We start from the raw sequence: 24,568 nt of genomic DNA, 5'->3' as shown, positions 1-24,568 counted from the left end.
CCATATGTCCCGGGATCGGTTGACCCGCCGGCCTTTCTGATTCTAAAGCACCGTCTTAGCAAATAAGTGAGAGTGCGTTGACCCAGGACGACATTACCCGCGAACTCGTGACGCTGCGCGACTATTGGCGCTATGCGATTTCCCGTTTCAACGCCGCCGACCTCAGCTTCGGCCACGGCACGACGACGGCCGGCGACGATGCCGCCTTCCTGCTGCTCGATTCGCTCGACCTGCCGATCGATGCACTCGATCCCTTCCTCGACGCCCGCCTGCTTCCCGCGGAACGCAGGCTGCTCGCCGAGCGCATCGAGACGCGCGTGACGACCCGCAAGCCCTCCGCGTACATCACGGGCCGCGCCTATATCCAGGGCGTGCGGTTCCTCGTCGATGAGCGGGTGATCGTGCCGCGCTCGCATATCGGCGAGATCCTGTTCAACGAATATGTGAATTCGCCGGGCTCGTCCTTCCTGCCCGATCCGATGGCGGTGACCAGCGCCGTCGACATCTGCACCGGCTCCGGCTGCCTGGCAGTGCTCGCGGCAAAGTTCTTCCCCTATGCCGCGGTCGATGCGGTGGATCTTTCCGCGGACGCGCTGGATGTGGCGCGGCTGAACCTCGCGGAGCATGAGGTGGAGGATCAGGTCACCTTGCACGAAGGCGACCTGTTCGCACCGCTGTCCGGCCGGACATACGACCTGATCATCACCAACCCGCCCTATGTCGACCACGCCGCGCTCGGCGCTTTCCCTGCCGAGTTCCGCGCCGAGCCGCAGATGGCGCATGACGGCGGCGACGATGGGCTCGATCTCGTTCGCCAGATCTTGGCGACGGCAGGCGATCACCTCAATCCCGGCGGCGGCATGATCTGCGAGATCGGTTCGGGCCGGGAAATCCTGGAAGAGGAATTCCCCCATCTGGAGTTCCTCTGGCTGGAAACGGCGGAATCCCAGGATGCGGTGTTCTGGATTTCCGCCGAAGCGCTGGGCGTGGAATAATCGCTAAGCCTTGACCCGCAGGCTCTTCGGGTCATAGGCCGGCGAAAGCCAGGCCGTCACCGCAAAGCGCTCGCCGGCAAGCTCGACCTCGAAACGGCCGCTCGTCAAAAAATCCTTGTCGACGCCGGAGGGATGTTCGACGAGGGCAAGGGCGACGGCACGGCCGAGCGTATGGCCATAGGCGGCCGAGCGCACCTCGCCGACCGGCTTGCCATCCCGCAGCACCAGCTCGCCGCCCCACAGCATGGGCGACGGATCGTCGACGGTGAACTGCACGATGCGCCGTGTCGGCGCGCCCTTCGCCTTGGCCTCGATCAGCGCCTTCCGGCCGATAAAGCCGCCCGGCTTGTCGAGCGAGACCGCGAAGGCAAGACCCGCCTCGTAGGGGTTGATATCCGGCGTCAACTCCCGGCTCCAGGCGCGAAAACCCTTTTCCAGCCGCAGTGCTTCCAGCGCGTAATAGCCGCAATCCATAAGGCCGACGTCGCGGCCCGCCTCCTGCAAGGCCTCGTAGACACCGACGGCGAATTCCGTCGGCACGATCAGCTCCCACCCGAGTTCGCCGACATAGGTCATGCGGTTGGCATAGGCCGTGGCATAGCCGATATCGATCTCGTGGACCGTTGCGAAGGGAAAGGCCTCGTTGGAGAGGTTGGCCGAGGTGAGGCGCCCGAGAATGTCGCGCGAGCGCGGCCCCATCAGCGCCAGCACGGCATAGGCGGAGGTGACGTCGGTCAGCGTGACATGGGCGTCGGTGGGAATGTTCTTGCGGATCCAGTCCGCATCATGCACCGCCTGTGCCGAGCCGGTGATGAGGAGGAAGCGGTCTGCCGCAAGGCGCAGAACCGTCAGGTCGCTTTCATAGCCGCCGCGCGCGTTCAAGAGGCCGGTATAGATCGAGCGGCCGATAGCGACGTCGATCTCGGCGGCGCAGATGCGGTTCAGCGCCGCGGCGGCATCGCGCCCCTGCACGAGGAGTTTTGCGAAGGACGTCTGGTCGAAAAGCCCGGCGGCCTCGCGGGTCGCCGCCATCTCGCGCTTCACGGCCTCGTGCCAGTTCTGCCGGCCGAAGGCATAGTCCGTCACCGGCGTCTCGCCTTCGCCGGCAAACCAGTTGGCGCGTTCCCAGCCCATTTTCGAACCGAAGCAGGCACCCTTGGCGGCAAGCCGGTCGTAAAGCGGGGAACGGCGGAAGGGCCGTGCGGTGTCGAGCTCCCGGTTCGGCCAGGGCATAGCATAGTGAAGGCCGAGCGTTTCCTTGACGCGGTCGTGCAGCCAGCGCGGATTGTTGTTGAAGCCGGCGAAACGGCGGATATCGACCGGCCAGAGGTCCATGGTCGGTGCGCCGTTGACGATCCACTCCGCCAGCGCCCTGCCGGCACCGCCGGCACTCGCGATACCCATCGAGTTGAAGCCGGCGCCGACATAAAAATTCTTCAGCTCCGGCGCTTCGCCGAGAATGAAGTTGTTGTCGGGGGTAAAACTTTCCGGGCCGTTGTAGAACTTCTTCACCTCGGACGTCGCGAGCTGCGGCACGCGCTCCAGCGCGCTCTGCATGAGGATCTCGAACTGGTCCCAGTCGTCCGGCAGCAGGGCGAATTCGAAATCGTCCGGGATGCCCGCCATGCCCCAGGGCTTGGCCTCCGGCTCGAAGCCGCCCATCACGAGGCCGCCGACCTCCTCCTTGAAATAGATGTAGCCGTCGGGATCGCGCATGACCGGCAGGTCCGGGTGCACGCCCTCGATCTTGCCGGTGACGATATACATGTGTTCGGCTGAATGGAGCGGCACTGAGACGCCGCACATCTGGCCGACCTTGCGTGCCCACTGGCCGGCGCAATTGACGACGATCTCGGCGGCAATCGTGCCGCGGTCGGTCTCCACGCCGGTGACGGTGCCGTTCTTGCTCGTGATGCCGGTCACCCGCACGCGTTCGAAGATGCGCACACCACGGTTGCGCACGCCCTTGGCGAGCGATTGCGTGAGGTCGGTGGGGTTGGCCTTGCCGTCGCCCGGCAGCCAGACGGCACCGGCGAGGTCTTCGATCGCCATGACGGGCCAGAGGTCCTGTGCCTCCTTCGGCGAAATCACCTCGATGTCGACGCCCTGGGCGCGGGCCGAGGCGGCGGTGCGCTTCAGCACGGTCATGCGGTCGGCCGTGCGGGCCACGGAAACGGAGCCGCAATTCTTCCAGCCAGTGGCAAGACCGGTTTCAGCCTCCAGCTCGCTATAAAGCTGCGTCGAATATTTGATGAGGCTCGTCATGTTGGCGTGGCTGCGCAACTGGCCGACGAGGCCGGCGGCATGCCAGGTGGTGCCGCCGCTGAGCTGCCCCTGTTCGAGCAGCACGACATCGCGCCAGCCGAGCTTGCTCAGATGGTAAGCGACCGAACAGCCGATGATGCCGCCACCGACGATGACGACCTGTGCCTGCGTTGGAAAATCCTGTGCCATGCGACGACCTCCGGAGCCATGGGAGGCCGCACTGTAACAAGGCGCGGGCAGATGACAAGACAAAAAGTTACATAAGATTACATAAACTCACGTCGGAACGATCAGGCTTGGCCCCTTCCGCTCCAGCGCCTCGCAGATCGCCTCCGGCGGACGGCGGTCGACGATCACGCCGGCAGCGAGTTCGAAACGCGGAATGCGCAGCGGCGTCAGCCGGCCGAACTTGGAACTGTCGAGCACGAAATAGGCTTTTCCCGCCAGTGCCGCCATGCGCGAACGCTGCTCGGCGCCGCTGCGGGTAAAATCCGTCACCTCGCCATCCGGCGACAGGCCGCCGCCGCCGAGGAAGGCGACATCCACCCGGAAATGGCTGATCGCCTCCAGCGCATCGATGCCGACGGCCGCCTCCTCCACCGGGTCGATTTCGCCGCCGATCATGTGCACGCGGACCAGCGGCTGGCGGCACATCAGCAGCGCGATCGACAGCGACGTGGTGCAGATCGTCAGGTTCTGCCGTTCGGTCAGCGCCTGCGCCACGGCAAGTGTCGTCGTGCCGGAATCGAGGAAGACCACCATGCCGTCGCGCACGAGATCCGCGGCCGCGCGGCCGATCGCGCTCTTGGCCCCGGCATTCTCCTCCCGCCGTTCCGTGAAGGCCGCCTCGGTCGGTTCGAACAGCGTGGCGCCGCCATGCACGAGGTCCAGCTGGCCGCGCTCCGCCAGATGTTTCAGGTCGCGGCGGATCGTCTGCCGCGACACGTCGAAGAAGTCGGCGAGCGCGGTGATGCTGACCGTTCCATCCGCAGCGAGGCGACGGAGAATCTCGCCGTGGCGGCGGGGCGCAAGGGCGCGGGTGTTTTGTGACTCTGACATGGCCGTATCTGCGATCATTTTTGTCGCTTTGACAAGCAGGGTGGAAAAATCGGCGATTTGTGGCCGTTCGACACCTTTGCAGGGCAGGAAATCCAGCCGAAAGCGCCCTCGTCATGTCCAAGTGTGTTGCAAAATGTAATTATTATTTGCATTCTTTCCTGCCCGTCATCGAGATCGCCATGGCTGCCCGCAGCAGACGCGGATGGCGGAAACGGAACGGCGCCGGCTCGACCGGCCGGAGCGACGGGTGGCGTGAAAGGGAGGGTGCCGGGTGCTTTCGCACCCGGCTTGGGCCGTTGCTATCGCCAGGCCTGGGTGCGGGCGAGCAGGCCGCGGGAGATCAGCGCGTGGATCAGCTTGGCCGCGACATTCGTGTAGAAGATCATCATGCCCATCGCCGCTGCCGGGGCGATGTCGCCCGCATCGTCCATGTTGAGCACGGCGACGGAGGCGAGCTTGGTGTCGCTGGCATAGAGGAAGACCACCGCGGAAACCGTCGTCATCGCATTGACGAAGAGATAGATCGCGATGTTGAGGATCGCCGGCAGGCAGACCGGCACGGTGACCCGGAAGAACAGCCGGTGGAAGGGCTGCTTGAGGGAGGCCGCGACGGATTCGAATTCCGGATCCATCTGCTTCAGCGCGGTCAGCGCCGTCAGGTGTGCGACCGTGTAGAAGTGCGTGACCGTCGAGACGACGAGGATCGTCATCGTGCCATAGATGGCGTTCAGCGGATTGGCCGGATTGTTGAAGAAGAAGATATAGGCAAGGCCCAGCACCATGCCCGGCACGGCCATCGGCATCATCGCGAGAAAATGGAAGATGCCGCGGCCGAGGCGGAAGCCATCCGCCTTCTCTACCATATAGGCGCCGGCGAAGACGACGAGCGAGCCGAACAGCGCCGTCAGGAGGGCGAGCCGGATCGAATTGCCATAGGCCGCCCAGCCGCCGCCATCCATCAGGTCGAAGGCAAAGTTCTTGGTCGTCAGCGTCAGGTCATAGGGCCAGAATTTCACCAGCGCCGCGATCTGGCACATGGCGATCATGCCGAGGATGAACAGGCTGACGAGGCAGGCGAAGGCGAAGCAGATCGCGTCCAGCCTTGCGTTCGGCTTTGGCGAATAGGGCACGGCGCGTGCGGAGAGCAACGCCACCTGGCGCTTCTGCATGCGCCGGTCGACGGCAAAGGCGAGGATGGCCGGCACGAGCAGGATGACGGAGACGACGGCCCCCATTTCGAAATTCTGCTGGCCGATCACCTGCTTGTAGATATCGACCGCGAGCATGCCATATTGCCCGCCGATCACCTTGGGCAGGCCGAAATCGGTGATGACCAGCGTGAAGACGACGAAGGCGGCCGAGACAAGGCCGTAGCGCGCGCCCGGCACCGTGACGGTGGTGAAGTTGCGCCATTTGCTGGCCTTCAGCGAGGCGGCGGCCTCGTAATGCCGTGCATCGGCGACGGAGAGCGCGGTCAGGATGATCAGGAAGGCGTGCGGCAGGGTGAAGAAGACCGAGCCGACGACGATGCCGATCGGACCATAGATGGAATAGCCCATCAGCCAGTCCTTGAAGACACCCTGGTTGCCGAAGAGATAGACCAGCGCGATGCCCGGCAGCAGCGACGGCACGAGGATCGGGATCGTCAGGATGCCGCGGAACAGGCCCTTCAGCGGCATGCAGCTGCGCGTCAGCCCATAGGCGAGCGCGAAGGCGATGGAGATCGTCACCACCGTGCTGATCGTGGCCATCAGCACCGAATTGTAGATGGAGCGGGCAAGCGCCGACGTCGAGAAATAGGTCTTGAAGTTTTCGAGGCCAAGGCTGCTTGCCGGCCGCAGAACGACGCGCCGGAACGTGCCGGAATCGTATTCCCGCCATTCCGTACCCTTCTCCAGCGTCGAACCGGCGAGGAAGGCCGTATCGGGGTTCGTGCCGCGAATGCGGTAATGAACGGGGCTGCGGAAGCTGAAATCCGGGAAGAATTTCGTGGCGGCGAGCCGGCCGTCGGAGCTGCTGTCAAGCTCGTCATCCGTGACGGCGCCAAGCTGTTGGTTGAGCGCATGCGCGGTGACCACCGGCCCCCAGTTGGCGCCTGTCTCGTCGCTCACCTGGAATTCGAAGGCGGCGAGGTCGAAGCGGTAGGTCGATAGCGATTTCGACAGCATGACGGCGAGCGGTGCGCCGAGTGCAATGATCAGGTAGAGCCCGATGACGGCCATGAAGCCGAGCTTGATGCGGTCGTCGCGCGAGGATTCCTGCCGGACGCGCTTGCCGGGCGGGGCGAAGTCGAGTGCAAGCGTCATCGTCACGCCCCCCTTGGAAAGAGCAGCAAGCGGTCTCGCGGGATTTCCACCTGGATGACGCCGCCCGTCTCGATCTGGAGCCGGCGCACCGCATTGACGGAGAAATCGGCGACGAGCGTGCGCTCACCGAGCCGCGGGGCCGTCAGCCGTGTGCGCCAGAACATGCCGAGGAATTCCATCTCGCGCACTTCTGCATCGATGAGGTTCTGCGGCGTCGTGGGACGGTCGAGGGCGTTGACGGCATGCGCATCGGCGCCGTGTGGAATGATATCGACCGGACGCACGACAGCCGTCGCCGTGTCGCCGGTTGCGAAATCCTCCGTCGGACAACTGAAGGCGGAATGGCCGATCTCGACCTGGCCGCCGGGCAGGACTTTTGCCTGAAACTGGTTGGTCTCGCCGATGAAATCGGCAACGAACAGCGTTTTCGGATGGCGGTAGATTTCGGTCGGCGAACCGACCTGCTCGATGACGCCGTGGTTCATCACCACGATGCGGTCGGCCATGGCGAGCGCTTCTTCCTGGTCGTGCGTCACCATAATGGTCGTGACGCCGAGCTTGCGTTGCAGCGACTTGATCTCGTGGCGCAGATGCACGCGCACCTTGGCATCGAGCGCCGAGAGCGGCTCGTCGAGCAACAGCAGGCCGGGGGAAATGGCGATGGCGCGGGCAAGCGCGATGCGCTGCTGCTGGCCGCCGGAAAGCTGCGCGGGGTACTTTTTCCCATGCGCCGAAAGGCCGACCGTTTCCAGAAGCTCGGCGACACGCGCGGTGATCTCCGCCCGGGAGCGGCCGGTGTTTTCCAGGCCGAAGGCGATGTTCTGCTCGATCGTCAGGTTGGGGAAGAGCGCGTAGGACTGGAAGACGATGCCGTAATCGCGGCTGGAGGCCGGCAGGCTCGAAATGTTGCGGCCGCCCTGCAGGATTTTCCCGTGGGACTGGAGGTCGAGGCCGGCGATCGCCCGCAGCAGGGTCGTCTTGCCGCAGCCGGAGGGGCCGAGGAAACAGACGAACTCGCCCTTGGCGATGCTGAGCGAAATGTCGCGCAACGCAACGAAATCGCCGTAGTTTTTCCAGAGATCGGAGATTTCCAGATAGGAAGCCGCTTCTCCGGGGGTGCGGTGGATGCTCGTGGGTGTCGGTTCGATCGACATGGCATGTCTCATCTGCAAGCTCCGCTGGCTGTCAGGCACGTTTCGAGAATGCGAAAGGCGGAGCGCATGGCGCCCCGCCCGGCCGATCGATGTCAGCTCTTCGGTTCCGACTTGGCGTCGTAGCGCTTCTGCCATTCCTTCAGGATGGTGGCACGGTTGTTCGCGGCCCATTCGAAGTCGTTCTCGATCATCTTGGAGGCGATGTCGGACGGCAGGTGTTCGACCGCCTTTGCGACGCCCGGATAGGCGACCACGGCGTAACCGGCATTGTACATCTCGTTGGCTTCCTTGGTGACGGACCAGTCGACCAGCGCCTTGGCGGCCTCGATGTTCGCCGTGCCGGCGATGATGGCCGTCGCCTCGGCTTCCCAGCCCGAGCCTTCGGACGGGAAGATGATCTCGATCGGTGCGCCGGCGCTTTTCGCCTTGGCGCCGGGGAACTCGAAGGACACGCCGATCACCGCTTCGCCGGCACCCGCCATCTTGCAGGGTTTCGAGCCGGAATGGGTATAGGCCGAGATGTTTTCGTGCAGCTTGTCCATGAAGGACCAGGCCTTCTCCTCGCCCCACATCTGCACCCAGCCCGAGACGTCGAGGAAGCCGGTGCCGGAGGATGCCGGGTTCGGCATGACGATATGGCCCTTGTATTCCGGCTTCGTCAGGTCGTCCCAGCTCGTCGGTGCCTTGAGACCGAGTTTTTCGCCCTCGACCGTGTTGTAGCAGAGCGCTGCGACATAGGCGTCCATGCCGACCCAGCTCGGCGGGTTGTCCTTATCGACGAATTTCTTGTCGAGCGCCTCGACGCCCTTCGGCGCGTAACCTTCCAGCATACCCTCGGTCTTGAGGAGGAGCAGCGACGTCGCGGCAAGCCCCCAGACGACGTCGGCCTGCGGATTGTCCTTTTCGGCGAGCAGCTTTGCCGTCATGACGCCGGTGGAATCGCGCACCCAGTTGATCGTGATGTCGGGATGCGCCTTCTCGAAGGTCGCCTTGTAGCGGTCGAGATCGACGGCCTCGATGGCGGTGTAGACCGTGAGTTCACTCTGGGCGAAGGCAATGGTCGGAAGCACGGCGGACATGGCGCCGGCAAGCAAAAATAGCATGCGTCTGTTCATGATTGAAAATCTCCTCTGAAGGCCTGGAAAACCGGGGAAGCACGGTGGGCAATCTTGATGTCGCCCTTTGATGATCGGCTTCGAGAGGCATTCTGCGCAGGGGTTTTCGGTAAGTAAAATTTATTATTCTTATCATTCGGAAGATTAAATCGATGAATGATGTGCTGCTTAAAAAGGCACTTTCGCAGGTTTTGGCGCCGGAATCGGCAGGTCCTGCCAACCGCGCGGGCAACAAAAAAGGGAGCCGCATGAAGGCGGCTCCCAGGATGGGTGATCACGCAGGGGTTCGCTCAGATCACCAGGGCAGGGAGAAGGTTTTGACGTTGGTAAAGCTCTTCATCGCCTCGATGACGCCCTCCTTGTAGCCGTTGCCGGAATCCTTGATGCCGCCGAAGGGGGACATCTCGATGCGATAGCCGGGCACTTCCCAGATGTTCACCGTGCCGACCTTCAGCCCCGCTATATATTTCTGCATGCGGCGGAAATCGTTGGTGCAGACACCGGAGGAGAGGCCGAAAGCCGTGGAGTTGGAAAGCGCGATCAGCGCATCGTCGTCATCCGGCGCGCGGACAATCGGGATGATCGGCGCGAAGGTTTCCTCCATCACGAGTTCGCTCGAGTGCGAGACGCGGTCGATGACGATCGGCGGCAGCAAGGCACCCTGCCGGCCCGGATTGTAGAGGATGTCCGCCCCCTCTTCCGCGGCCTTGTGCACGCGGCGCTCGAAGACTTCCGCGGCCTTGGCATGCACGACCGTGCCGAGATCCGTCGTGCGGTCCATCGGATCGCCGAACCGGAGCTTCTTCGCCCGCTCAAGCACCAGCGGCACGAAACGATCGGCGACGCGCTCCTGGCAGAGGATGCGTTTGACCGCCGTGCAGCGCTGGCCGGAATTCTTCGTCGCGCCCGCCACCGCGAGGTCGGCGGCTCGGGCGAGATCGTCGTCCGACAAGTCGTTAAGGATGATCAGCGGGTCGTTGCCGCCGAGTTCGAGGATCTGGCGCTTGTAGTGGGCGTGCGCGGCGATCAGCTTTCCCACCGGCACGCTGCCGGTGAAGGTGATCAGGTCGAAATTCGGGTTTGTGATCATCTCCATGCCGATATCGGCCGGCCAGCCGGTGACGACGGAGAGCATTTCCGGCGGCAGGCCGGCTTCATAGAGAATGTCGGCCAGCACCAACGCCGTCATCGGCGTCAGCTCGGTCGGCTTCAGCACCACGCAATTGTTGGTGGCGATCGCCGGCGCCACCTTGTGCGCCACCATGTTGAGCGGGTGGTTGAAGGGGGTGATCGCCGAAATGGCGGTCAGCGGTTCGCGGGTGGTGAAAATCTTGCGCGCCTTGCCATGCGGGGTGAGGTCGCAGGAGAAGATTTCGCCGTCGTCGTGGATGCACATCTGCCCGGAAAGCGTGAAGACATCGAAGGCGCGGCCGACTTCATAGAGCGAGTCCTGCTTGGAAATGCCGAGTTCCAGCGTGATGAGATCGGAGATCTCCTCCTTGCGGGCAACCAGCAAGTCGGCCGCCTTGAGCAGGATGCGCTGCCGCTCGTAGCGCGTCAGCTTCGGCTGGTAGGCGGCGGCGATCTCGAAGGCCTTGCGGGCATGTTCGGCATTACCCGCCGGGACGGTGCCGATGACGGCATCGTTCCAGGGATAGTGCACCTCGACCACGCCTTCGGTGTCGACCTTCTTGCCGGCGATCCGCATGGGCTCGTGGCGGATCGCGAATGTCGTTTCGACCTTGGTCATCTTCCGCTCCCTATTGTGCCGGCTGCGCGGCTGCGACGAGCGCGTAGTAGAAGGCATCGAAGTTGCGCAGCGTGCCGGCGGAAAGAAGTTCCGGCAGCGTACGGTTGGCGATGAAGGGCACTTCCTGCTCTGTGAGGCCACCGTGGGAGCGCAGCGGCTCGTTCAGCGCGGCAAGGTCGTGCCGGTGCTCGCTGGTGCCGAGCGTCTTGTTCTCCGACGAGACAAGCACGATATCGCCGATGCGATCGTCCGGCAGTTCGAAGCGAACGCAGGCTTCCGGGCGCGTCAACACGACGTCGATGCCCTCGATCGCCTTCAGCCGTTCGATGATCTCCTCCTTGTCCGTGCCTTCCGGCAGGTAGGCGGTGGCGAAGGAGCCGAGCGCGCCGTGATGCACGACATAGGGATCGGTAATCGGCAGGATGACGCGGGCGGCGTCCTTGCCAAGCCATTGGTCGAGCAGGTCCTGCACATAGATCACGTCCGGAGAGCCATCCGTCTTATGCTTCGGCTTCATGCCATGGTCGGCCGTGACGATGATCGCGGCGCCCAGCGCATCGAGTTCGGTCAGGTACTTGTCGAACATCTCGTAGAAGGCATTCGCCTGCGGCACGCCGGGGGCGTATTTGTGCTGCACATAGTCCGTCGTGGTCAGGTACATGACGTCCGGGCGGAATTCCTTGAGGAGTTTCACGCCGGCCGCAAAGACGAACTCGGAGAGTTCCGCAGAGTAGACTTCCGGCACGGGACGGCCGAGCCACTGCGAGGCATTGTCGATGCCGTGTTCCGCCTTGGTCGTCGTGTCGGACTTCTCCGAGGAGAAGCAGATCGCCCGGCCCTCGTCGAACTTCAGGCCGTGGCCGAGAAGGGCGCGCAGCTTGTCCTTTGCCGTTACCACGCCGACCTTGGCGCCGGCGTCGTAGAACGCCTTGAAGACGGTCGGCGCGCGGAGGAAGCGCGGATCGTTCATCATCACTTCCTTGCCGGTCGCGGGCTCGTAGAGATAGTTGCCGCAGATGCCGTGGATTGACGGCGGGCGGCCGGTGGCGATGGACAGGTTGTTCGGGTTGGTGAAGCTCGGGATGACGCTGAGCGCGGTGCGCTCCGTGCCCGTCTTGCGCATGCGGGCGAGCGTCGGCATCAGGCCGGCCTTGATGGCCTCGTCGAGATAGGCCGGCTCGCAGCCGTCGAGGCAGATGGCGATGGCCGGGACATTCGGCCAGGGATAGGTGCGCCGGTTGGCGGTGACGGTGAGCTTGGACATCTGGTTCATCGGAAGTTCAATCCTTCGTTCAGAGCATTTTCAATCGACGTGGGTACCGGTTCGCGTGAAGAAAATGCGGTAAAATTAAGCCGCGAGGCGGCTGCGTTCTTCAAGGGCGATGGCCGGGGGCGCGGCGTTGTCGACGCCCATTTCGGCAAGCGAGGAGCGGGCGGCGTCCACCACGCGGCGCATGACATGTTCGTCCATGCGGCCGATGCAGCCGACGCGGAAACTGTCGACGACCGTCAGCTTGCCGGGATAGATGATGAAGCCCTTGTCCTTCATCAGCGCGTAGAAGCGGTCGAAGGCGAAGGCCGGATGGGCCGGGCTGAAGAAGGTGACGATGATCGGCGACAGCCACTGGTTTGCCAGAAGCGTCTCGAAACCCGCCTCGCGCATGCCGGCGACCATGACATCGCGGTTGCGGGCGTAGCGGGCGCCGCGGGCGGCGACGCCACCTTCTTCGCGGTGCAGGCGCAGTGCCTCCAGGAAGGCGGCGACGACGTGGGTTGGCGGCGTGAACCGCCACTGGCCGGTCTTGTTCATGTAGTCCCACTGGGCGTGCATATCGAGGCTCAGCGAATGGCTGCGGCCCTTGGCGGCTTCCAGCTCGCTCTTGCGGGCGATGACGAAGCCGAAGCCCGGCACACCCTCGATGCACTTGTTGGCGGAGGAGACGATCGCCTCGTAGCGGAAATCGGCGATGCTGGCGGGTACTGCGCCGAAAGCGCTCATCGAGTCGACGATCAGCTTGCGGCCGCGGGAATAGACGGCGTCCGAAATTTCCTTGAGCGGATTGAGGATGCCGGAGCTCGTTTCGCAATGCACGACAACGACATGGCTGATTGCCGGATCGGCATCGAGAGCGGCGACGACTTCGGGGCCGCGCGGCGGCATGTAGTCGCCCTTGTCGATCGTCACATAGTCGCGGCCGAGATAGGCGAGCGTCTGGGCGATGCGCTTGCCATAGGCGCCGTTACTAAGAACCAGCACCTTGCCGTCGCGGGGAACGAAGCTGCCGAGCATCGCCTCGACCGAAAACGAGCCGCTGCCCTGCATGGGTACGCAATCGAACTCGCCCGTCGTATCGCCGGCGATCTCCAGAAGCTGGCGACGGAGGTCGGCCGTCATGGCGCGGAAATCGGCATCCCACGAACCCCAGTCCCGCAGCATCGCTTCCTTGACCGAATAGGCCGTCGTCAAGGGACCGGGCGTCAGCAGATAGGGCTCGCCGAGTTTTGGTGTTTCCAGCGGCGCGATGGTTCTGTCAGAAGCGGTGTTTGGCATGGTCCGTCCTCGCGTTTGCGTCTCTGGAGCGACAATGCGGCGGGCAGACATATATGTAAAATCGTTCTTTTGTATGAAAATATAGATTTTACTTATGGTTATGACGGCCACGCCAGTGGTTGGCACTTTTGGCCTTTACATAAGAAGAATCGTTCGGTCTGATGATTGCATCACCCTGATCGATCGAAAGACGGTTCCATGCGCTATGTCCAGCTTCGCGCTTTCCACAACGTGGCCATCCACGGCGGCTTTTCGCGCGCGGCGGAAGCGCTCTTCCTCACCCAGCCGGCCATCTCCGACCAGGTGCGCAAGCTGGAGGAAGAATATGACGTCCTGCTGTTCAACCGCAACAAGAAGCAGGTGACGCTCACCCAGGCCGGCCAACAGCTTCTTGAAGTCACCCGCCGCATGTTCGACGTCGAGCAGCAGGCGCTCGACCTGTTGTCGGAATCGCGCGCCCTCAGGGCCGGCAAGCTGCGCATCGTCGCGGATGCCGCCCACCATCTCCTGCACATCCTCGCCGCCTTCCGCCGCGCTTATCCGACCGTGCAGGTCTCGATCGATGCCGGCAATACCGAGACTGTCATCACCAGCCTGCATGCCTATGAGGCGGATATCGGCGTTCTCGGCGAAATCCCGCAATCCAGCGATTTCGAGATCCTGAAGCTCAACTCCACGCCGATCATCGCCTTTGCCAGCCGCGACTATCCTCTCGCCGGCCAGGAGAAGATCACCCTCGCCGAACTCGCCAAGCACCCCCTGGTCTTTCGCGAGCGGGGCTCCAAGACCCGCCAGAAACTGGAGGCGATGGCCGCGCAATGCGGGGTCGTGCTGACGCCGCTCATCGAAGCGGAGGGGCGCGAGGCGGTTCGCGAGATCGTCGCGGCCGGCGGCGGCGTCGGCTTCGTTTCCTCCGCCGAATTCGGCCAGGACAACCGCCTCGTCCCGATCCGCATTGATGCTCCGGAAATGCTGATGGACGAAGCGCTCATCTGTCTGCGCGAGCGCAGCAACGGCAAACTCGTCAATGCCTTCTACGACATAGCCCGCAAGCTGGCGCAAACGCCGGGCTGACTTCGACGCCTTTCGCCGCGGATGGTTGAAGGTGCGGGCGATCGGTCATAGACTTTCGGCATTCGAGACGCCCATGGCGGGAAAGCGAAATGCCCGAGACCTTCGATATCCACCCAATGACCGCCGACCGGTGGGCCGATCTGGAAGAGCTTTTCGGGCCGCAGCGTGGCGCGAATTCCGGATGCTGGTGTATGTGGCCCCGGCTCAGCGGCGCCGACTACAAGGCGATGGACAGGGCCGATCGGAAAGATGTGTTCCGCGCCATGGTGGAGGCCGGGCCGCCGCCGGGTCTGTTCGCCTATAGTGACGGAAAGGCTGTCGGCTGGTGCGCCGTCGGCCCCCGGCTTGCGTCGCCGCGTTTTAATGGCGCAAAATCCTCGCGGCCCACCGACGATGCAGCCGAACCGGACCCGGCGCGGGTCTATGCCATTACCTGCTTTTTCATCCGCACGGGCTTTCGCCGCCAGGGACTCATGAAGCGGCTTGCCGGCGCTGCGGTCGCGTTTGCACGAGAAAACGATGCGCTCGCCGTCGATGCCTGCGCCATCGAGACGGAAAAGCCCCTCATGTGGGGTGAAGGGTTCGTGGGCGTCGCTTCGGTGTTCGAAGAACTTGGATTTTCAGAGGTCGCGCGTCGATCCCCGCGGCGGCCGTTGATGCGGCTGGGGCTGTCTTCGGCCAGCTGAGCTTATCGGAAGCGCGATGGGCCGGACGGTTTCACGAGGCAATCGTCGGATCTTCGTGGTAGCGTGAAGGTGGTTTCCTCGATCCGATGGCATAAAATCTTTCTATACAATCTCTATAGAATGTGATCTTTTTGCCCGGTTAAGCCTGTGCGCCTGAAACGGCATCCGCAAGGAGAGACGACATGGGTATGATCTCGTCAGCACTCGACCGCCCAACGCGAACCGCCGCCGTCATCAGCACCGAGGACGAGGCGTTGACCGTCGTCGGCACGATTGCCGGCATTTTCAGTGCCGCTGCGGGCGGCACGCTGGCAACGGCGGAAGCCCGCCTCGACCTTCTGTCCCGCTCGGGCCTGTTCGGCATTTCCGTGCCGACGGAGTATGGCGGCATCGACGTTTCCAATACGGTTCTGGCGGATGTCTGCGCCGTGGCGTCAGCGCAATCCGCGACGCTGGGCGAAATCCTTGCCGCCCATTTCGTCGTGCTCGAAGAGCTTCGCAGCCATGGCACGGACGGCCATCGTAGCGGGGTTTTCTCGGCGGCGCTTTCGGGCGCGCGGCTCGCCCGCGCCGTCCCCCGGCGCAATGGCGACGAAGCCGAAACGCTGCCGCTGGCCGCGAGCGGCCTTGCCTGGCGGCTCAGCGGCGAAGCGCTCTGTACGCCCTGCACCCGCCATGCCGACTGGCTGCTCGTGCCGACCCGCAACGACGGCGGCAAGGCCGCAAGCCTGCTGCTGCCGACGCGCATCGACGGCCTGCACTATGTCGCCAACAGTTGCGAGCCGGCCAACGGCGCGCCGCAATCGGCCGAACATGTATTGTTCAAGGACGTGCTGGTCGATGGCGATGCCCTGCTGCACGCGCCCGGCGAGGTAGCGGTTCCGCATTCGCTCGGCCTGCTTCTCGGAGCGGCACGGCAATTGGGCGCGGGCCAGCGGGCGCTCGGCCGTGTCCTGGACAAAGCGGACGGCGATGTTTTCGAGGCCGGCCTGCTTACCGCCCGCCTCGCCGCCGCGCAGGCCATGGTCGCGGAGGCGGGGCGCGCCATAGATGCGGCGCAGATCGGGATTGCGGATCAGCACAGGACGAACGCCTTCCTCGCCGCCACTGCGGCTCGCGCCGTGGCGCAGGAGGCTGCCGACCATGTTCGAGCGGCTGGAGGCGGGACGCAGCCTGAAGGCCTGCCGCCGCATCTCGCCGAGGCGCTGAGGCAAAGCGGTAAGCTGCGCCGCGAGGCGCACCGCCACCCGGAGAACGAGGAAAACTAGGTTTTTTGCGAGGATTTGCGGGTACGGCTTCAGCCGACCCGCTTTTCCAGCTCTTCGTCGTCGATCATCGCGGCAGCGCCGGGCACGGCGACGAACTGTTCGAGCGTCATCGTATCGAGAATGGCGGCGATGGCGTCGCGCACGTCCGTCATGGCGCGGCGGACCTGACAGGTTTCCGGATCGGCACAATCCTCGCAGGCCTCATAGGCGGTGCGGCTCGCGCAGCGGATGGGCGCCAAGGGCCCGTCGAGCACGCGGATGGCGTGGCCGATTCGGATTTCGGAGGCCGGATGGGAGAGCGAATAGCCGCCGCCCGGCCCCTTCTTGGAGCGCAGCATGCCGGCATTGCGCAGTTCCAGCAGAATCGTGTCGAGGAACTTTTTCGGAATGTTGTTTCGAAGCGCGATCTCGCTGACGAAAGCGGTTTGGCCCGGCTCCAGCCGTGCGAGATCCACCAGGGCCTTCAGTCCGTATTTTCCCTTTTTCGTCAGCATTTCAGCCTGCTTTCCATCAGCATGTGTGCATTACCCGGATATGCCCGGCAGCGCGGACGCGCACGCCGCGTCCCGCTGTTTCCATCCGTCGTCCTCGGGAAGATCGATCGGCTCACCTTGTGACGGGTGATTCTGGCTCATTCTTGGCACCGGAGTGCGAAAAACATATAAAAACAATATAATTTATTTATGAGCATAACACCATGGAAATTGGCATTCTCCGTCAACCCCTTATGCCGATTTTTGGCCCCGGCGTGCCCATTTCGCATCATTTTTCGCGACAATCGGTATTTCTTCTGCCCGCCATTATTTTGCGCCCGGCGCTCCGTTCCAGCCGAACCGCGGAAAAACGCAAAACCAATTGCGGCAAGACCGGTAAATTGAGGCAAATATTTCTCTACTAAATTTATGGAATGGATAGCCTGAATTACCGGCCCGCGACAGACCGCGGCAACGGCAATTTGAGGAGAGGACCATGACCATCAACCGCAGAACCCTGCTTGCCGCGACCGCCGCCCTTGCCATGGCCGCGTCGTTCGGCACCGCCTATGCCCAGGAGGTGACGCTCAACATCGGCTACCAGCCGATCGTTGAGCCGTCCCGCGTGCCGCAGGCGGACGGCACCTATGAGAAGGTGACCGGCGCCAAGATCAACTGGCAGAAATTCGACGGCGGCGCCGACGTGATCGCAGCCATCGCCTCCGGCTCGCTCGATATCGGCTATGTCGGCTCCTCGCCGCTGGCCGCCGCCTCCAGCCGCGAACTGCCGATCGAGCTGATCTACATCGTCGGCCTGATCAGCGAGGCGGAAGCGCTCGCCGTGAAGTCGATCGACAGGCCGGAAGACCTTGCCGGCAAGAAGATCGCCACACCCTTCGTCTCCACCGCCCATTACAGCCTGCTGACGGCGCTGAAGCACTGGAAGGTCGATCCGAAGTCGGTCGAGATCCTCAACCTGCGTCCGCCGGAAATCGCGGCCGCCTGGGAACGCGGCGATATCGACGGCGCCTATGTCTGGGACCCGGTTCTGGCGCAGCTGAAGAAGAGCGGCACGGTGCTTGCGACCTCGAAGGATGTCGCCGATTGGGGCGGCCCGACCTTCGACGCCTGGATCGTCAGCAAGAAATTCGCGGAAGAGCATCCGGACGTCGTGACGGCCTTCGTGAAGGTGACGGGCGATGCGGCCGCCGCCTATCGCGCCAACCCTGACGCCTGGAACGCCACCTCGCCGGAAGCCGAGAAGATTGCGCGGCTGACCGGCGCCAAGCAGGACGAGGTGCCGGCGCTTCTCAAGGGCTACGTCTTCCCGACGCTGGAAGAGCAGGCCGGCGAGGCGCTGCTCGGTGGCGGCACGGTAAAGGCCGTGGCCGATACTTCGGCCTTCCTGCTGGAACAGGGCAAGATCCCGTCGGCGCTCTCCGACTACAAGCCTTATGTCTCCACGCGCTGGGTCACGGACGCGACGAAACTGTCCTACTGATCGGCGACAAATCCTGCGGCGGAGGTGGCTCGGCGGTGCGAAAGCGCTGCCGGGCCATCGCCGGCAGATAGGCCAAGACACTCCCGGAGGTTCCATGAGCATCCTGACATTCCGCAACGTTTCGCTGCGTTATCCGCCGAGGGCAGGACGGGGCGGCACCGCTGAAAAGCTCGTCCTGGACGGCATCAACCTGCAGGTCGCCTCGGACGAGCTGGTCGCCATCATCGGGCGTTCCGGCTCCGGCAAGACGAGCCTGCTCAACCTCGCCGCCGGGTTTCTGGAACCGACCTCCGGCTCCATCACCGTCGACGGCGTGCCCATCAAGGGGCCGAATGCCGACCGGGCCGTGGTCTTCCAGGACGATGCGCTCTACCCCTGGCTCGACGCGCGCGACAACATCGCGCTTTCCTTCAAGCTCAGGGGCGTTCCGCTTGCCGAACGGCGCGAGAAGGCCCAGCAGCTTCTCGAACGCGTCGGCCTTGCGGATGCCGGCGACAGGCGCATCTGGGAACTGTCCGGCGGTATGCGCCAGCGTGTGGGCATTGCCCGGGCGCTCGCCGCCGAGCCGCGCTTCCTGCTGCTCGACGAACCGCTCGGCGCGCTCGATGCGCTGACCCGCACGCGCATGCAGGCCTTCCTGCTGCGCATCAAGGCGGAAAGCGGTGCGGGCGCCCTGCTCATCACCCATTCGATCGAGGAGGCGCTGCTGCTCGGCACGCGCGTCGTCGTGCTGTCGCCCAATCCGGGGCGCCTGACGGCGGAGATCGAGGCCGGCTTCAATGCGGAGGTGCTGGGTGGCACGCCGGTCGCCACCGTCAAGGCCTCGCCGCTCTTCAAGCGCATGCATGCCGGGCTCAACGGCCTCATCCAGTCCACCACCGACGAGGAGTTGGCCGCATGACGCTCTCCACCGAAATCGAACCCCTGCCGCAGCCGGTCGAGACCATCGAGGCCGCCCTCCCCCGCGCGGCACGTCCCGTGCCGATCGCCGTCATTTCGACCATCACCGTTGCTGCGATCATCGGGCTGTGGGGCCTCGCCTCCGCCTATGCGCTGGTCTCGCCCGTCTTCCTGCCCTCGCCGCGGCAGGTCGTCATCGCTCTCTATAACCTCGTCGTCACCGGCTTCGTCGATTCGACCCTGGCCGAACATGTCGGCGCCAGCCTCTACCGCATTTTTGGCGCGCTCATCGCCTCCATCCTGATCGGCATTCCCGCCGGCATCGCCATCGGCACGAGCCGGCTCGGCCGTGGCATCCTCGATCCGATCGTCGAATTCCTGCGCCCGCTGCCGCCGCTCGCCTACCTGCCGCTCGTCATCATCTGGGTCGGCATCGGCGAGGCGTCGAAGATCACGGTGATCGCGCTCTCCATGCTGCCCTCGATCATCCTGTCGACCTCAGCGGGCGTTCGCGGGGTCTCGAAGGACCATGTCAACGCGGCCCGCTCGCTCGGCGCCAGCAAGCGGCAGGTGCTGACGGAAGTCGTGCTGCCGAGCGCCGTGCCCTCGATCCTCACCGGCATCCGCATCGCGCTCGGTGCGGGCTGGACGACGCTGGTCGCCGCGGAACTGGTGGCGGCGACGAGCGGCATCGGCTTCATGATCCAGTCGGCGGCGCAATTCCTCGTCACCGACATTGTGATTGCCGGCATCATCGTTATCGCGCTGATCGCCATCCTGCTGGAATTCATCGCGCGGCTGATCGAGCGCCGCCTGGTTCCCTGGGCCTCGCACCGCTGAGTGCGATGCCGGCGCTCAGTTGAGCGCCAGCCCCATGCTCGCGACGGCCGCCGTGAACAGGCGGCCGTCCGGTGTTGCGGCGAAGGGAGCGCGCTCCGCCCGCGCCTTCAGCAGTTCCAAAAAGTCATAACCCGCCGTCCAGCGGCCGAAGCCGCTCGCGATGTTGATATGGCCGGCATTGCCGATATCGACGAGATCGCTGCCCCAGGCCCTGGCGCTCTGGCGCAACCGGTCGACCGGCATATAGGGATCGTTGAGGCTGCCGACGACGAGCGAGGGAAACGGCAGGCGTTTTGCCGGCATGGCGCCGAAGCGGACCACGCAGGGGTGCAGGGTTTCCGTCGTGTCGAGATCGCAGGGGGCCACGAGCAGCGCGCCGCGGATGCGCGAGGAAAGCGGGCTTTCGGCGAAATGCGCCGCCAGCACGCAACCGAGGCTGTGGCCGACGAGCCAGATGTCCTTGCCGATCATGTCGACCTGCCGTTCCAGTTGCACAAGCCAGCTCTGCCGGTCCGGGCAGTTCCAGTCGAATTGCTCGACGACGCGGCTTTCAGGATTGTCGCGCGCCCAATGGCGCTGCCAATGGTCGTTCGCGGAACCGTTGAGGCCCGGCAGGATCAGCGTGTCTACGGGGATATCGAGTGACGGCATGGCGGCGGCCTTCCTTCGCAAACCGGATCTGTCCGGAAGGATGCGCGACACAACGCCGAATGATAAGAAAACCGCTGCTAAACTCTTCAAAATCCATAAAATTTCTTTGCATCATGGCGATGATGCGAAGCATCGGGCGGCAAATGCGCCCGATGCCTTTCGGCTCTTTCAGCCGCGATGGTCGAGGCGTGCGACGAGCCGGTCGCCGAGCCACTGGATGCCGCAGACGAGCACGATGAGCACGGCGACGACCGCCACCATGACCGTCGTCTCGAAGCGCTGATAGCCGTAGCGGATCGCGAGGTCGCCAAGACCGCCGGCACCGATGGCGCCCGCCATCGCGGAAGCGCCGATCAGCGTCACGAGCGTCACGGTGAAGCCCGCGACGATGCCCGGCAGCGCCTCGGGGATCAGCACTTCGCGCACGATCGTCCAGCGGTTGCCGCCCATGGCGCGCACGGCCTCGATCAGCCCGCGGTCCACCTCGCGCAGCGACACTTCCGCGATGCGCGCATAATAGGGTGTGGCGGCGATCGACAGCGGCACGATCGCCGCCCAGGTGCCGATCGACGTGCCGACGATGAGGCGCGTGACGGGGATGAGGGCCACGAGCAGGATGATGAAGGGCACGGAGCGGAAGCCGTTGACGATGGCGCCGAGCAGGCGGTTGGTCCAGAGGGTTTCCGCAATGCCGCCGCGCGCGGTTGCCACCAGCGCCAGGCCGAGCGGCAGGCCGAAGGCGAGCGAGATGACGCCGGACGCGGCGGTCATAACGACCGTTTCCCAGAGCGAGCGGACGAGAAGCTCAAGCATGATCGGCGACATGGCCGAGGACCTCCACCTGTGCGCCGAGGCGCTCTGCAAACGAAACGAGGCGCGCGCTGGCATCCGCCGGCACCGCGATGAAGAAACGGCCGACGGCCTGTTCCTGGATATGATCGACGCCGCCATGGATCAGGCGATAGCCGCCCGGAAATTCCTCCGACAGCTTCTGGAACAGCGGGCCGGTGGCGGCGGGGCCGGCAATGTCGAGGCTGAGAATGGCCTCGCCTGCAATATCCGCCGTGAGGCTTTGCGCGATATGGGCGGGCAGTTGCGGGCGGATGCCGCTGAGCAGGCTTTTCGTCGTCTCCGCCTGCGGGCGTGAAAACACCTGCCAGACGGGGCCTTCCTCCACGATGCGGCCGGCATCGAGCACGGTGACGCGGTCGGCGATATTTCGAACCACTTCCATCTCATGGGTGATGAGCAGGATGGTGAGGCCGAGCTTGCGGTTGATGTCCTTGAGCAGCGCGAGGATCGAGCGCGTCGTTTCCGGGTCGAGCGCGGAGGTCGCTTCGTCGGAGAGCAGCAGCGCCGGGCTTGCGGCGAGTGCCCGGGCAATGCCGACGCGCTGCTTCTGGCCGCCGGAGAGTTCCGAGGGATAGGCCTTCGCCTTGCCGGTCAGGCCGACAAGGTCGAGCAGTTCGGCGGCGCGGGCGAGACGCTTGGCCTTCGCCCAGCCCTCGATCTTCAGGGGCAGCGCGACATTCTCCTCCACCGTCTTGGCGGAGAGCAGGTTGAAATGCTGGAAGATCATGCCGATGCGGCGGCGCAGCGGCTGAAGCTCGGCTTCGCTGAGGCCGGTGATCTCGCGGCCCTCGATCTCGATCGTCCCGCTGTCCGGCCGTTCAAGGCCGTTCAAGCACCGGATGAGCGTCGACTTGCCGGCGCCGCTGCGCCCGATGATGCCGAGGATCTCGCCGCGGCGCACATCGAGCGAAACGCCGTCCAGCGCCGGCGTCGCGCCAAAACGGCGGCGGACGTCCGACAGGCGGATGACGTCTTCTTCGCTGGCCGCGGTCTGCGCCGGCTTGCCTGTCACATGTTTGTTCATGCGCGGTTCCCTTCCGGAAACGGAAAGACAGCCCGCGGCGGCTGAGCGCATCGCGGGCTGTCTCTGCTGGTTGTCGAATGTCTTAGTAGGCGCTGATGCCCGTGCCCTTGTAGACGCGGTCGAACTCGGCCTTCACGACGTCGTTCTGATAGGCCTCAACCAGCGGCTTGACCCAGGGCTCGTCCTTCGATTCCTCGCGAACCGCGATGAAGTTGCGGTACGGGTTGTCGGCGACCGGCTCCTGCGCGATGCGGTTTTCCGGGGTGAGGCCGCTCTTCAGCGCCCAGTCGGTGTTGACGATCGCCGCATCCAGGTCATCGACCGAGCGTCCGACGATGCCGGCGTCGAGTTCCTTGATCTCCAGCTTCTTCGGGTTTTCCGAGATGTCGGCGATAGTGGCGAGAATGCCGGTGCCGTCCTTCAGCTTGATCAGGCCTTCGTTCTGCAGCACGCGCAGCGCCCGGCCCTCGTTCGACGGATCGTTCGGCACGCCGACGACCGCGCCGTCCGGCAATTCCGCGATCTTGGTATGCTTTTTGGAATAAAGGCCGATCGGCCAGACCGCCGTGTAGCCGGCGGGCACGATCTTATAACCGTGCTGCTGGATCTGGTTTTCCAGATAGGGCAGGTGCTGGAAGGCGTTGGCGTCGATCTCGCCGCGGGCGAGCGCCTCGTTCGGCTGGGTATAGTCGTTGAAGACGACCGTCTCGATGGTCAGGCCCTTCTTGGCCGCCTCGGCAACGACGACGCGCCAGACATCCTCGTCCTCACCGGAGATGATGCCGACCTTCAGGTCCTTCTTGTCTTCGGCGAAGGCAGGCGCGGCGATGGAGAAGGTGGAGACGGCGACGGCTGCCACCGCGAGCGCCGCAAGGGCGGAGCGGCGGGAGAAAAGCGCGTTTTCGAGAAGTTTCTTGCTGATTTTGGACATGCTGGCCTGCTTTCGCGATTGGGAGGATCGACTGCGAAACAACGTTGTTTCTACCCCTAAAATCGCAAATGCCGCTTTTGTAGACAACGAATGGCGGTTTATTGGGCAGGCCGGACGGGAACTTTCGCTCTCTGATATCGAAGCATGGCGGAAAATATTTTCTACTGAATTTGTGAACTATATAAAACGCCGGGGCTCTAAAAGGTCGGCGGGGTGTTGATCCAGATCAGCACCGTCTCGCCGTCATGGCGGTTGCGCCAGGCGTGGCGGCGGCAGCTTTCGAAATAGAGGCTGTCGCCGGGGCCGAGGTCGTGGAATTCATGGCCGTCGAGCACCATTTCGACGCGGCCGGAAAGCACGTGCACGAATTCCTCGCCCTCGTGTTTGTAGGCACCGTCGCTGGAGGCACCGGGGGCGAGCACGAAGCGGTGGCAATCCATCATGTTGCGCCCGTCCGCCAGTACCTGCACGGTGACGCCCGGTGAGGTTTCCGGCCAGAACTTCCACTCCCCTGCCCGCACGACCGACCGGTTGGCCTCCTCCTCTTCGCCGGAGAGTTTCGAGACGGTCGTGTCGTAATAGGCCGCGAGATCGTGCAGCACGCGGAATGTCACGCCCTGCGAGGTGCGCTCGAAGGTGGAGAGCACCGATGTCGCAATGCCGATGTCGCCCGCGACCTGCTCCAGCGTCTTGCCCGTGGCATGGCGCAGGCTGCGCAGCTTGCGGCCGACGCCCTGTGGCGCATCGCCTTCGGAGACCGTGGTCTCGCCTGCTGGGTCTTCCGCCTCCAGCGCCTCGCGAATGGCGGCGGGGTTCAGGCCGCGCTCCGTCCTGTACCAGGCGATACGTTTCAGCCGGGCGACGTCGTCGCCGCTATATTGACGGTGGCCGGTCTCCGAGCGTCCCGGCACGACGAGGCCCTGCGTTTCCCAAAGCCTGAGCGTGGACGCGGAAACGCCGGCAAGCCGCGCGGCCTCCGCCACCTTGTAGTGCACCGGTTCTTCCGAACCCATCGCGCCAATCCCTGATTCTGGTTATAGTTTCTTATAGCATTCCCGACGGACTGCATCCGATCTTCGTACCCCTGAAAATCCGTCGCATACCCGTCTTAAAATGACCGTTGCATTCTTGCAGAAAAAATGTAGGAATTCCACTTGAGACTTGCAGAAAAAA

21 protein-coding genes are annotated in these 24,568 nt (G+C 64.1%); 7 read left to right on the top strand and 14 right to left on the bottom strand.

The window, feature by feature from the left end; translation table 11 throughout:
* Nucleotides 1–77: 77 nt before the first annotated feature.
* Nucleotides 78–995 carry a 50S ribosomal protein L3 N(5)-glutamine methyltransferase gene (gene prmB / locus VGN93_RS22640; protein WP_327509260.1) on the top strand — a complete coding sequence of 306 codons (918 nt, stop codon included), beginning with the start codon at nt 78–80 and terminating at the stop codon, nt 993–995.
* A 3-nt stretch (nt 996–998) separates the two neighbouring features.
* Here prmB and VGN93_RS22635 read toward each other — a convergent pair whose 3' ends face one another.
* From VGN93_RS22635 to VGN93_RS22600, 8 genes are all read right to left on the bottom strand, one after another.
* Nucleotides 999–3,449, bottom strand: coding sequence for an FAD-dependent oxidoreductase (locus VGN93_RS22635; RefSeq protein ID WP_327509259.1), 2,451 nt, complete (start codon nt 3,447–3,449; stop codon nt 999–1,001).
* 87 nt (nt 3,450–3,536) lie between these two features.
* Nucleotides 3,537–4,319, bottom strand: coding sequence for a DeoR/GlpR family DNA-binding transcription regulator (locus VGN93_RS22630; protein ID WP_327509258.1), 783 nt, complete (start codon nt 4,317–4,319; stop codon nt 3,537–3,539).
* Nucleotides 4,320–4,618: 299 nt separating this feature from the next.
* Nucleotides 4,619–6,625 (bottom strand): putative 2-aminoethylphosphonate ABC transporter permease subunit, encoded by a 2,007-nt coding sequence (locus tag VGN93_RS22625; protein ID WP_327509257.1) that lies wholly within the window; start codon nt 6,623–6,625, stop codon nt 4,619–4,621.
* Nucleotides 6,626–6,627: 2 nt separating this feature from the next.
* The gene (locus VGN93_RS22620) at nt 6,628–7,791 is read right to left on the bottom strand and encodes a putative 2-aminoethylphosphonate ABC transporter ATP-binding protein (protein ID WP_327509256.1); all 1,164 of its coding nucleotides are present in this window, start codon (nt 7,789–7,791) and stop codon (nt 6,628–6,630) included.
* A gap of 80 nt (nt 7,792–7,871) precedes the next feature.
* Nucleotides 7,872–8,882 carry a putative 2-aminoethylphosphonate ABC transporter substrate-binding protein gene (locus VGN93_RS22615; protein WP_414714154.1) on the bottom strand — a complete coding sequence of 337 codons (1,011 nt, stop codon included), beginning with the start codon at nt 8,880–8,882 and terminating at the stop codon, nt 7,872–7,874.
* A gap of 307 nt (nt 8,883–9,189) precedes the next feature.
* On the bottom strand, nt 9,190–10,644 hold the full coding sequence (gene phnY, locus VGN93_RS22610; protein WP_327509254.1) for a phosphonoacetaldehyde dehydrogenase: 1,455 nt from the start codon (nt 10,642–10,644) through the stop codon (nt 9,190–9,192).
* A 10-nt stretch (nt 10,645–10,654) separates the two neighbouring features.
* Nucleotides 10,655–11,917, bottom strand: coding sequence for a phosphonoacetate hydrolase (gene phnA / locus VGN93_RS22605; RefSeq protein ID WP_327509253.1), 1,263 nt, complete (start codon nt 11,915–11,917; stop codon nt 10,655–10,657).
* Nucleotides 11,918–11,992: 75 nt separating this feature from the next.
* Nucleotides 11,993–13,195 (bottom strand): 2-aminoethylphosphonate--pyruvate transaminase, encoded by a 1,203-nt coding sequence (locus VGN93_RS22600; protein ID WP_327509252.1) that lies wholly within the window; start codon nt 13,193–13,195, stop codon nt 11,993–11,995.
* 198 nt (nt 13,196–13,393) lie between these two features.
* Between VGN93_RS22600 and VGN93_RS22595 the strand changes: the two genes are divergently transcribed.
* The 3 genes from VGN93_RS22595 (at nt 13,394) to VGN93_RS22585 (ending at nt 16,223) form a co-directional block, all read left to right on the top strand.
* Nucleotides 13,394–14,269 carry a LysR substrate-binding domain-containing protein gene (locus VGN93_RS22595; protein WP_327509251.1) on the top strand — a complete coding sequence of 292 codons (876 nt, stop codon included), beginning with the start codon at nt 13,394–13,396 and terminating at the stop codon, nt 14,267–14,269.
* Between the two features lie 89 nt (nt 14,270–14,358).
* Complete coding sequence (locus tag VGN93_RS22590) at nt 14,359–14,955, top strand: GNAT family N-acetyltransferase (RefSeq protein WP_327509250.1); 597 nt, start codon at nt 14,359–14,361, stop codon at nt 14,953–14,955.
* A 182-nt stretch (nt 14,956–15,137) separates the two neighbouring features.
* On the top strand, nt 15,138–16,223 hold the full coding sequence (locus VGN93_RS22585; protein WP_327509249.1) for a hypothetical protein: 1,086 nt from the start codon (nt 15,138–15,140) through the stop codon (nt 16,221–16,223).
* Between the two features lie 29 nt (nt 16,224–16,252).
* On the opposite strand, the gene VGN93_RS22580 is transcribed toward VGN93_RS22585, so the two are convergent.
* A complete protein-coding gene (locus VGN93_RS22580) occupies nt 16,253–16,717 on the bottom strand; it encodes an Rrf2 family transcriptional regulator (RefSeq protein WP_327509248.1) in 465 nt (154 codons plus the stop codon).
* A gap of 475 nt (nt 16,718–17,192) precedes the next feature.
* On the opposite strand from VGN93_RS22580, the gene tauA reads away from it, so the two are divergent.
* The 3 genes from tauA to VGN93_RS22565 all read left to right on the top strand — a co-directional run bounded on the left by tauA (nt 17,193) and on the right by VGN93_RS22565 (nt 19,937).
* Nucleotides 17,193–18,197 carry a taurine ABC transporter substrate-binding protein gene (tauA, locus tag VGN93_RS22575; RefSeq protein WP_327509247.1) on the top strand — a complete coding sequence of 335 codons (1,005 nt, stop codon included), beginning with the start codon at nt 17,193–17,195 and terminating at the stop codon, nt 18,195–18,197.
* A 94-nt stretch (nt 18,198–18,291) separates the two neighbouring features.
* Nucleotides 18,292–19,098, top strand: coding sequence for an ABC transporter ATP-binding protein (locus VGN93_RS22570; RefSeq protein WP_327509246.1), 807 nt, complete (start codon nt 18,292–18,294; stop codon nt 19,096–19,098).
* A complete protein-coding gene (locus tag VGN93_RS22565; protein WP_327509245.1) occupies nt 19,095–19,937 on the top strand; it encodes an ABC transporter permease subunit in 843 nt (280 codons plus the stop codon). The genes VGN93_RS22570 and VGN93_RS22565 overlap by 4 nt, the downstream gene beginning before the upstream one ends.
* Nucleotides 19,938–19,952: 15 nt before the next feature.
* Here the strand turns inward: VGN93_RS22565 and VGN93_RS22560 are convergent, their stop codons facing one another.
* The 5 genes from VGN93_RS22560 to VGN93_RS22540 all read right to left on the bottom strand — a co-directional run bounded on the left by VGN93_RS22560 (nt 19,953) and on the right by VGN93_RS22540 (nt 24,408).
* Complete coding sequence (locus tag VGN93_RS22560) at nt 19,953–20,588, bottom strand: RBBP9/YdeN family alpha/beta hydrolase (protein WP_327509244.1); 636 nt, start codon at nt 20,586–20,588, stop codon at nt 19,953–19,955.
* A gap of 168 nt (nt 20,589–20,756) precedes the next feature.
* On the bottom strand, nt 20,757–21,413 hold the full coding sequence (locus VGN93_RS22555; RefSeq protein WP_327509243.1) for a methionine ABC transporter permease: 657 nt from the start codon (nt 21,411–21,413) through the stop codon (nt 20,757–20,759).
* Nucleotides 21,394–22,464 (bottom strand): methionine ABC transporter ATP-binding protein, encoded by a 1,071-nt coding sequence (locus tag VGN93_RS22550; protein WP_327509242.1) that lies wholly within the window; start codon nt 22,462–22,464, stop codon nt 21,394–21,396. The genes VGN93_RS22555 and VGN93_RS22550 overlap by 20 nt, the downstream gene beginning before the upstream one ends.
* A gap of 82 nt (nt 22,465–22,546) precedes the next feature.
* Complete coding sequence (locus VGN93_RS22545) at nt 22,547–23,395, bottom strand: MetQ/NlpA family lipoprotein (RefSeq protein WP_327509241.1); 849 nt, start codon at nt 23,393–23,395, stop codon at nt 22,547–22,549.
* Nucleotides 23,396–23,592: 197 nt separating this feature from the next.
* A complete protein-coding gene (locus VGN93_RS22540) occupies nt 23,593–24,408 on the bottom strand; it encodes a MerR family transcriptional regulator (RefSeq protein ID WP_327509240.1) in 816 nt (271 codons plus the stop codon).
* Between the last annotated feature and the right edge of the window lie 160 nt (nt 24,409–24,568).

Source organism: Shinella sp., from assembly GCF_035998705.1.
Classification (GTDB): domain Bacteria; phylum Pseudomonadota; class Alphaproteobacteria; order Rhizobiales; family Rhizobiaceae; genus Shinella.
This window is presented reverse-complemented; position numbering and strand designations above follow the sequence as displayed.

Excerpts from the sequence above, each read along its gene's own strand:
- VGN93_RS22635 (WP_327509259.1), bottom strand. The coding sequence starts at position 3,449 with ATGGCACAGGATTTTCCAACGCAGGCACAGGTCGTCATCGTCGGTGGC.
- VGN93_RS22585 (WP_327509249.1), top strand. The coding sequence starts at position 15,138 with ATGGGTATGATCTCGTCAGCACTCGACCGCCCAACGCGAACCGCCGCC.
- VGN93_RS22555 (WP_327509243.1), bottom strand. The coding sequence starts at position 21,413 with ATGTCGCCGATCATGCTTGAGCTTCTCGTCCGCTCGCTCTGGGAAACG.
- phnY (WP_327509254.1), bottom strand. The coding sequence starts at position 10,644 with ATGACCAAGGTCGAAACGACATTCGCGATCCGCCACGAGCCCATGCGG.
- VGN93_RS22565 (WP_327509245.1), top strand. The coding sequence starts at position 19,095 with ATGACGCTCTCCACCGAAATCGAACCCCTGCCGCAGCCGGTCGAGACC.
- VGN93_RS22615 (WP_414714154.1), bottom strand. The coding sequence starts at position 8,882 with ATGCTATTTTTGCTTGCCGGCGCCATGTCCGCCGTGCTTCCGACCATT.
- VGN93_RS22590 (WP_327509250.1), top strand. The coding sequence starts at position 14,359 with ATGCCCGAGACCTTCGATATCCACCCAATGACCGCCGACCGGTGGGCC.
- VGN93_RS22595 (WP_327509251.1), top strand. The coding sequence starts at position 13,394 with ATGCGCTATGTCCAGCTTCGCGCTTTCCACAACGTGGCCATCCACGGC.
- VGN93_RS22560 (WP_327509244.1), bottom strand. The coding sequence starts at position 20,588 with ATGCCGTCACTCGATATCCCCGTAGACACGCTGATCCTGCCGGGCCTC.
- VGN93_RS22550 (WP_327509242.1), bottom strand. The coding sequence starts at position 22,464 with ATGAACAAACATGTGACAGGCAAGCCGGCGCAGACCGCGGCCAGCGAA.
- VGN93_RS22625 (WP_327509257.1), bottom strand. The coding sequence starts at position 6,625 with ATGACGCTTGCACTCGACTTCGCCCCGCCCGGCAAGCGCGTCCGGCAG.
- VGN93_RS22540 (WP_327509240.1), bottom strand. The coding sequence starts at position 24,408 with ATGGGTTCGGAAGAACCGGTGCACTACAAGGTGGCGGAGGCCGCGCGG.
- VGN93_RS22580 (WP_327509248.1), bottom strand. The coding sequence starts at position 16,717 with ATGCTGACGAAAAAGGGAAAATACGGACTGAAGGCCCTGGTGGATCTC.
- VGN93_RS22570 (WP_327509246.1), top strand. The coding sequence starts at position 18,292 with ATGAGCATCCTGACATTCCGCAACGTTTCGCTGCGTTATCCGCCGAGG.
- VGN93_RS22620 (WP_327509256.1), bottom strand. The coding sequence starts at position 7,791 with ATGAGACATGCCATGTCGATCGAACCGACACCCACGAGCATCCACCGC.
- VGN93_RS22545 (WP_327509241.1), bottom strand. The coding sequence starts at position 23,395 with ATGTCCAAAATCAGCAAGAAACTTCTCGAAAACGCGCTTTTCTCCCGC.
- tauA (WP_327509247.1), top strand. The coding sequence starts at position 17,193 with ATGACCATCAACCGCAGAACCCTGCTTGCCGCGACCGCCGCCCTTGCC.
- VGN93_RS22630 (WP_327509258.1), bottom strand. The coding sequence starts at position 4,319 with ATGTCAGAGTCACAAAACACCCGCGCCCTTGCGCCCCGCCGCCACGGC.
- VGN93_RS22600 (WP_327509252.1), bottom strand. The coding sequence starts at position 13,195 with ATGCCAAACACCGCTTCTGACAGAACCATCGCGCCGCTGGAAACACCA.
- phnA (WP_327509253.1), bottom strand. The coding sequence starts at position 11,917 with ATGAACCAGATGTCCAAGCTCACCGTCACCGCCAACCGGCGCACCTAT.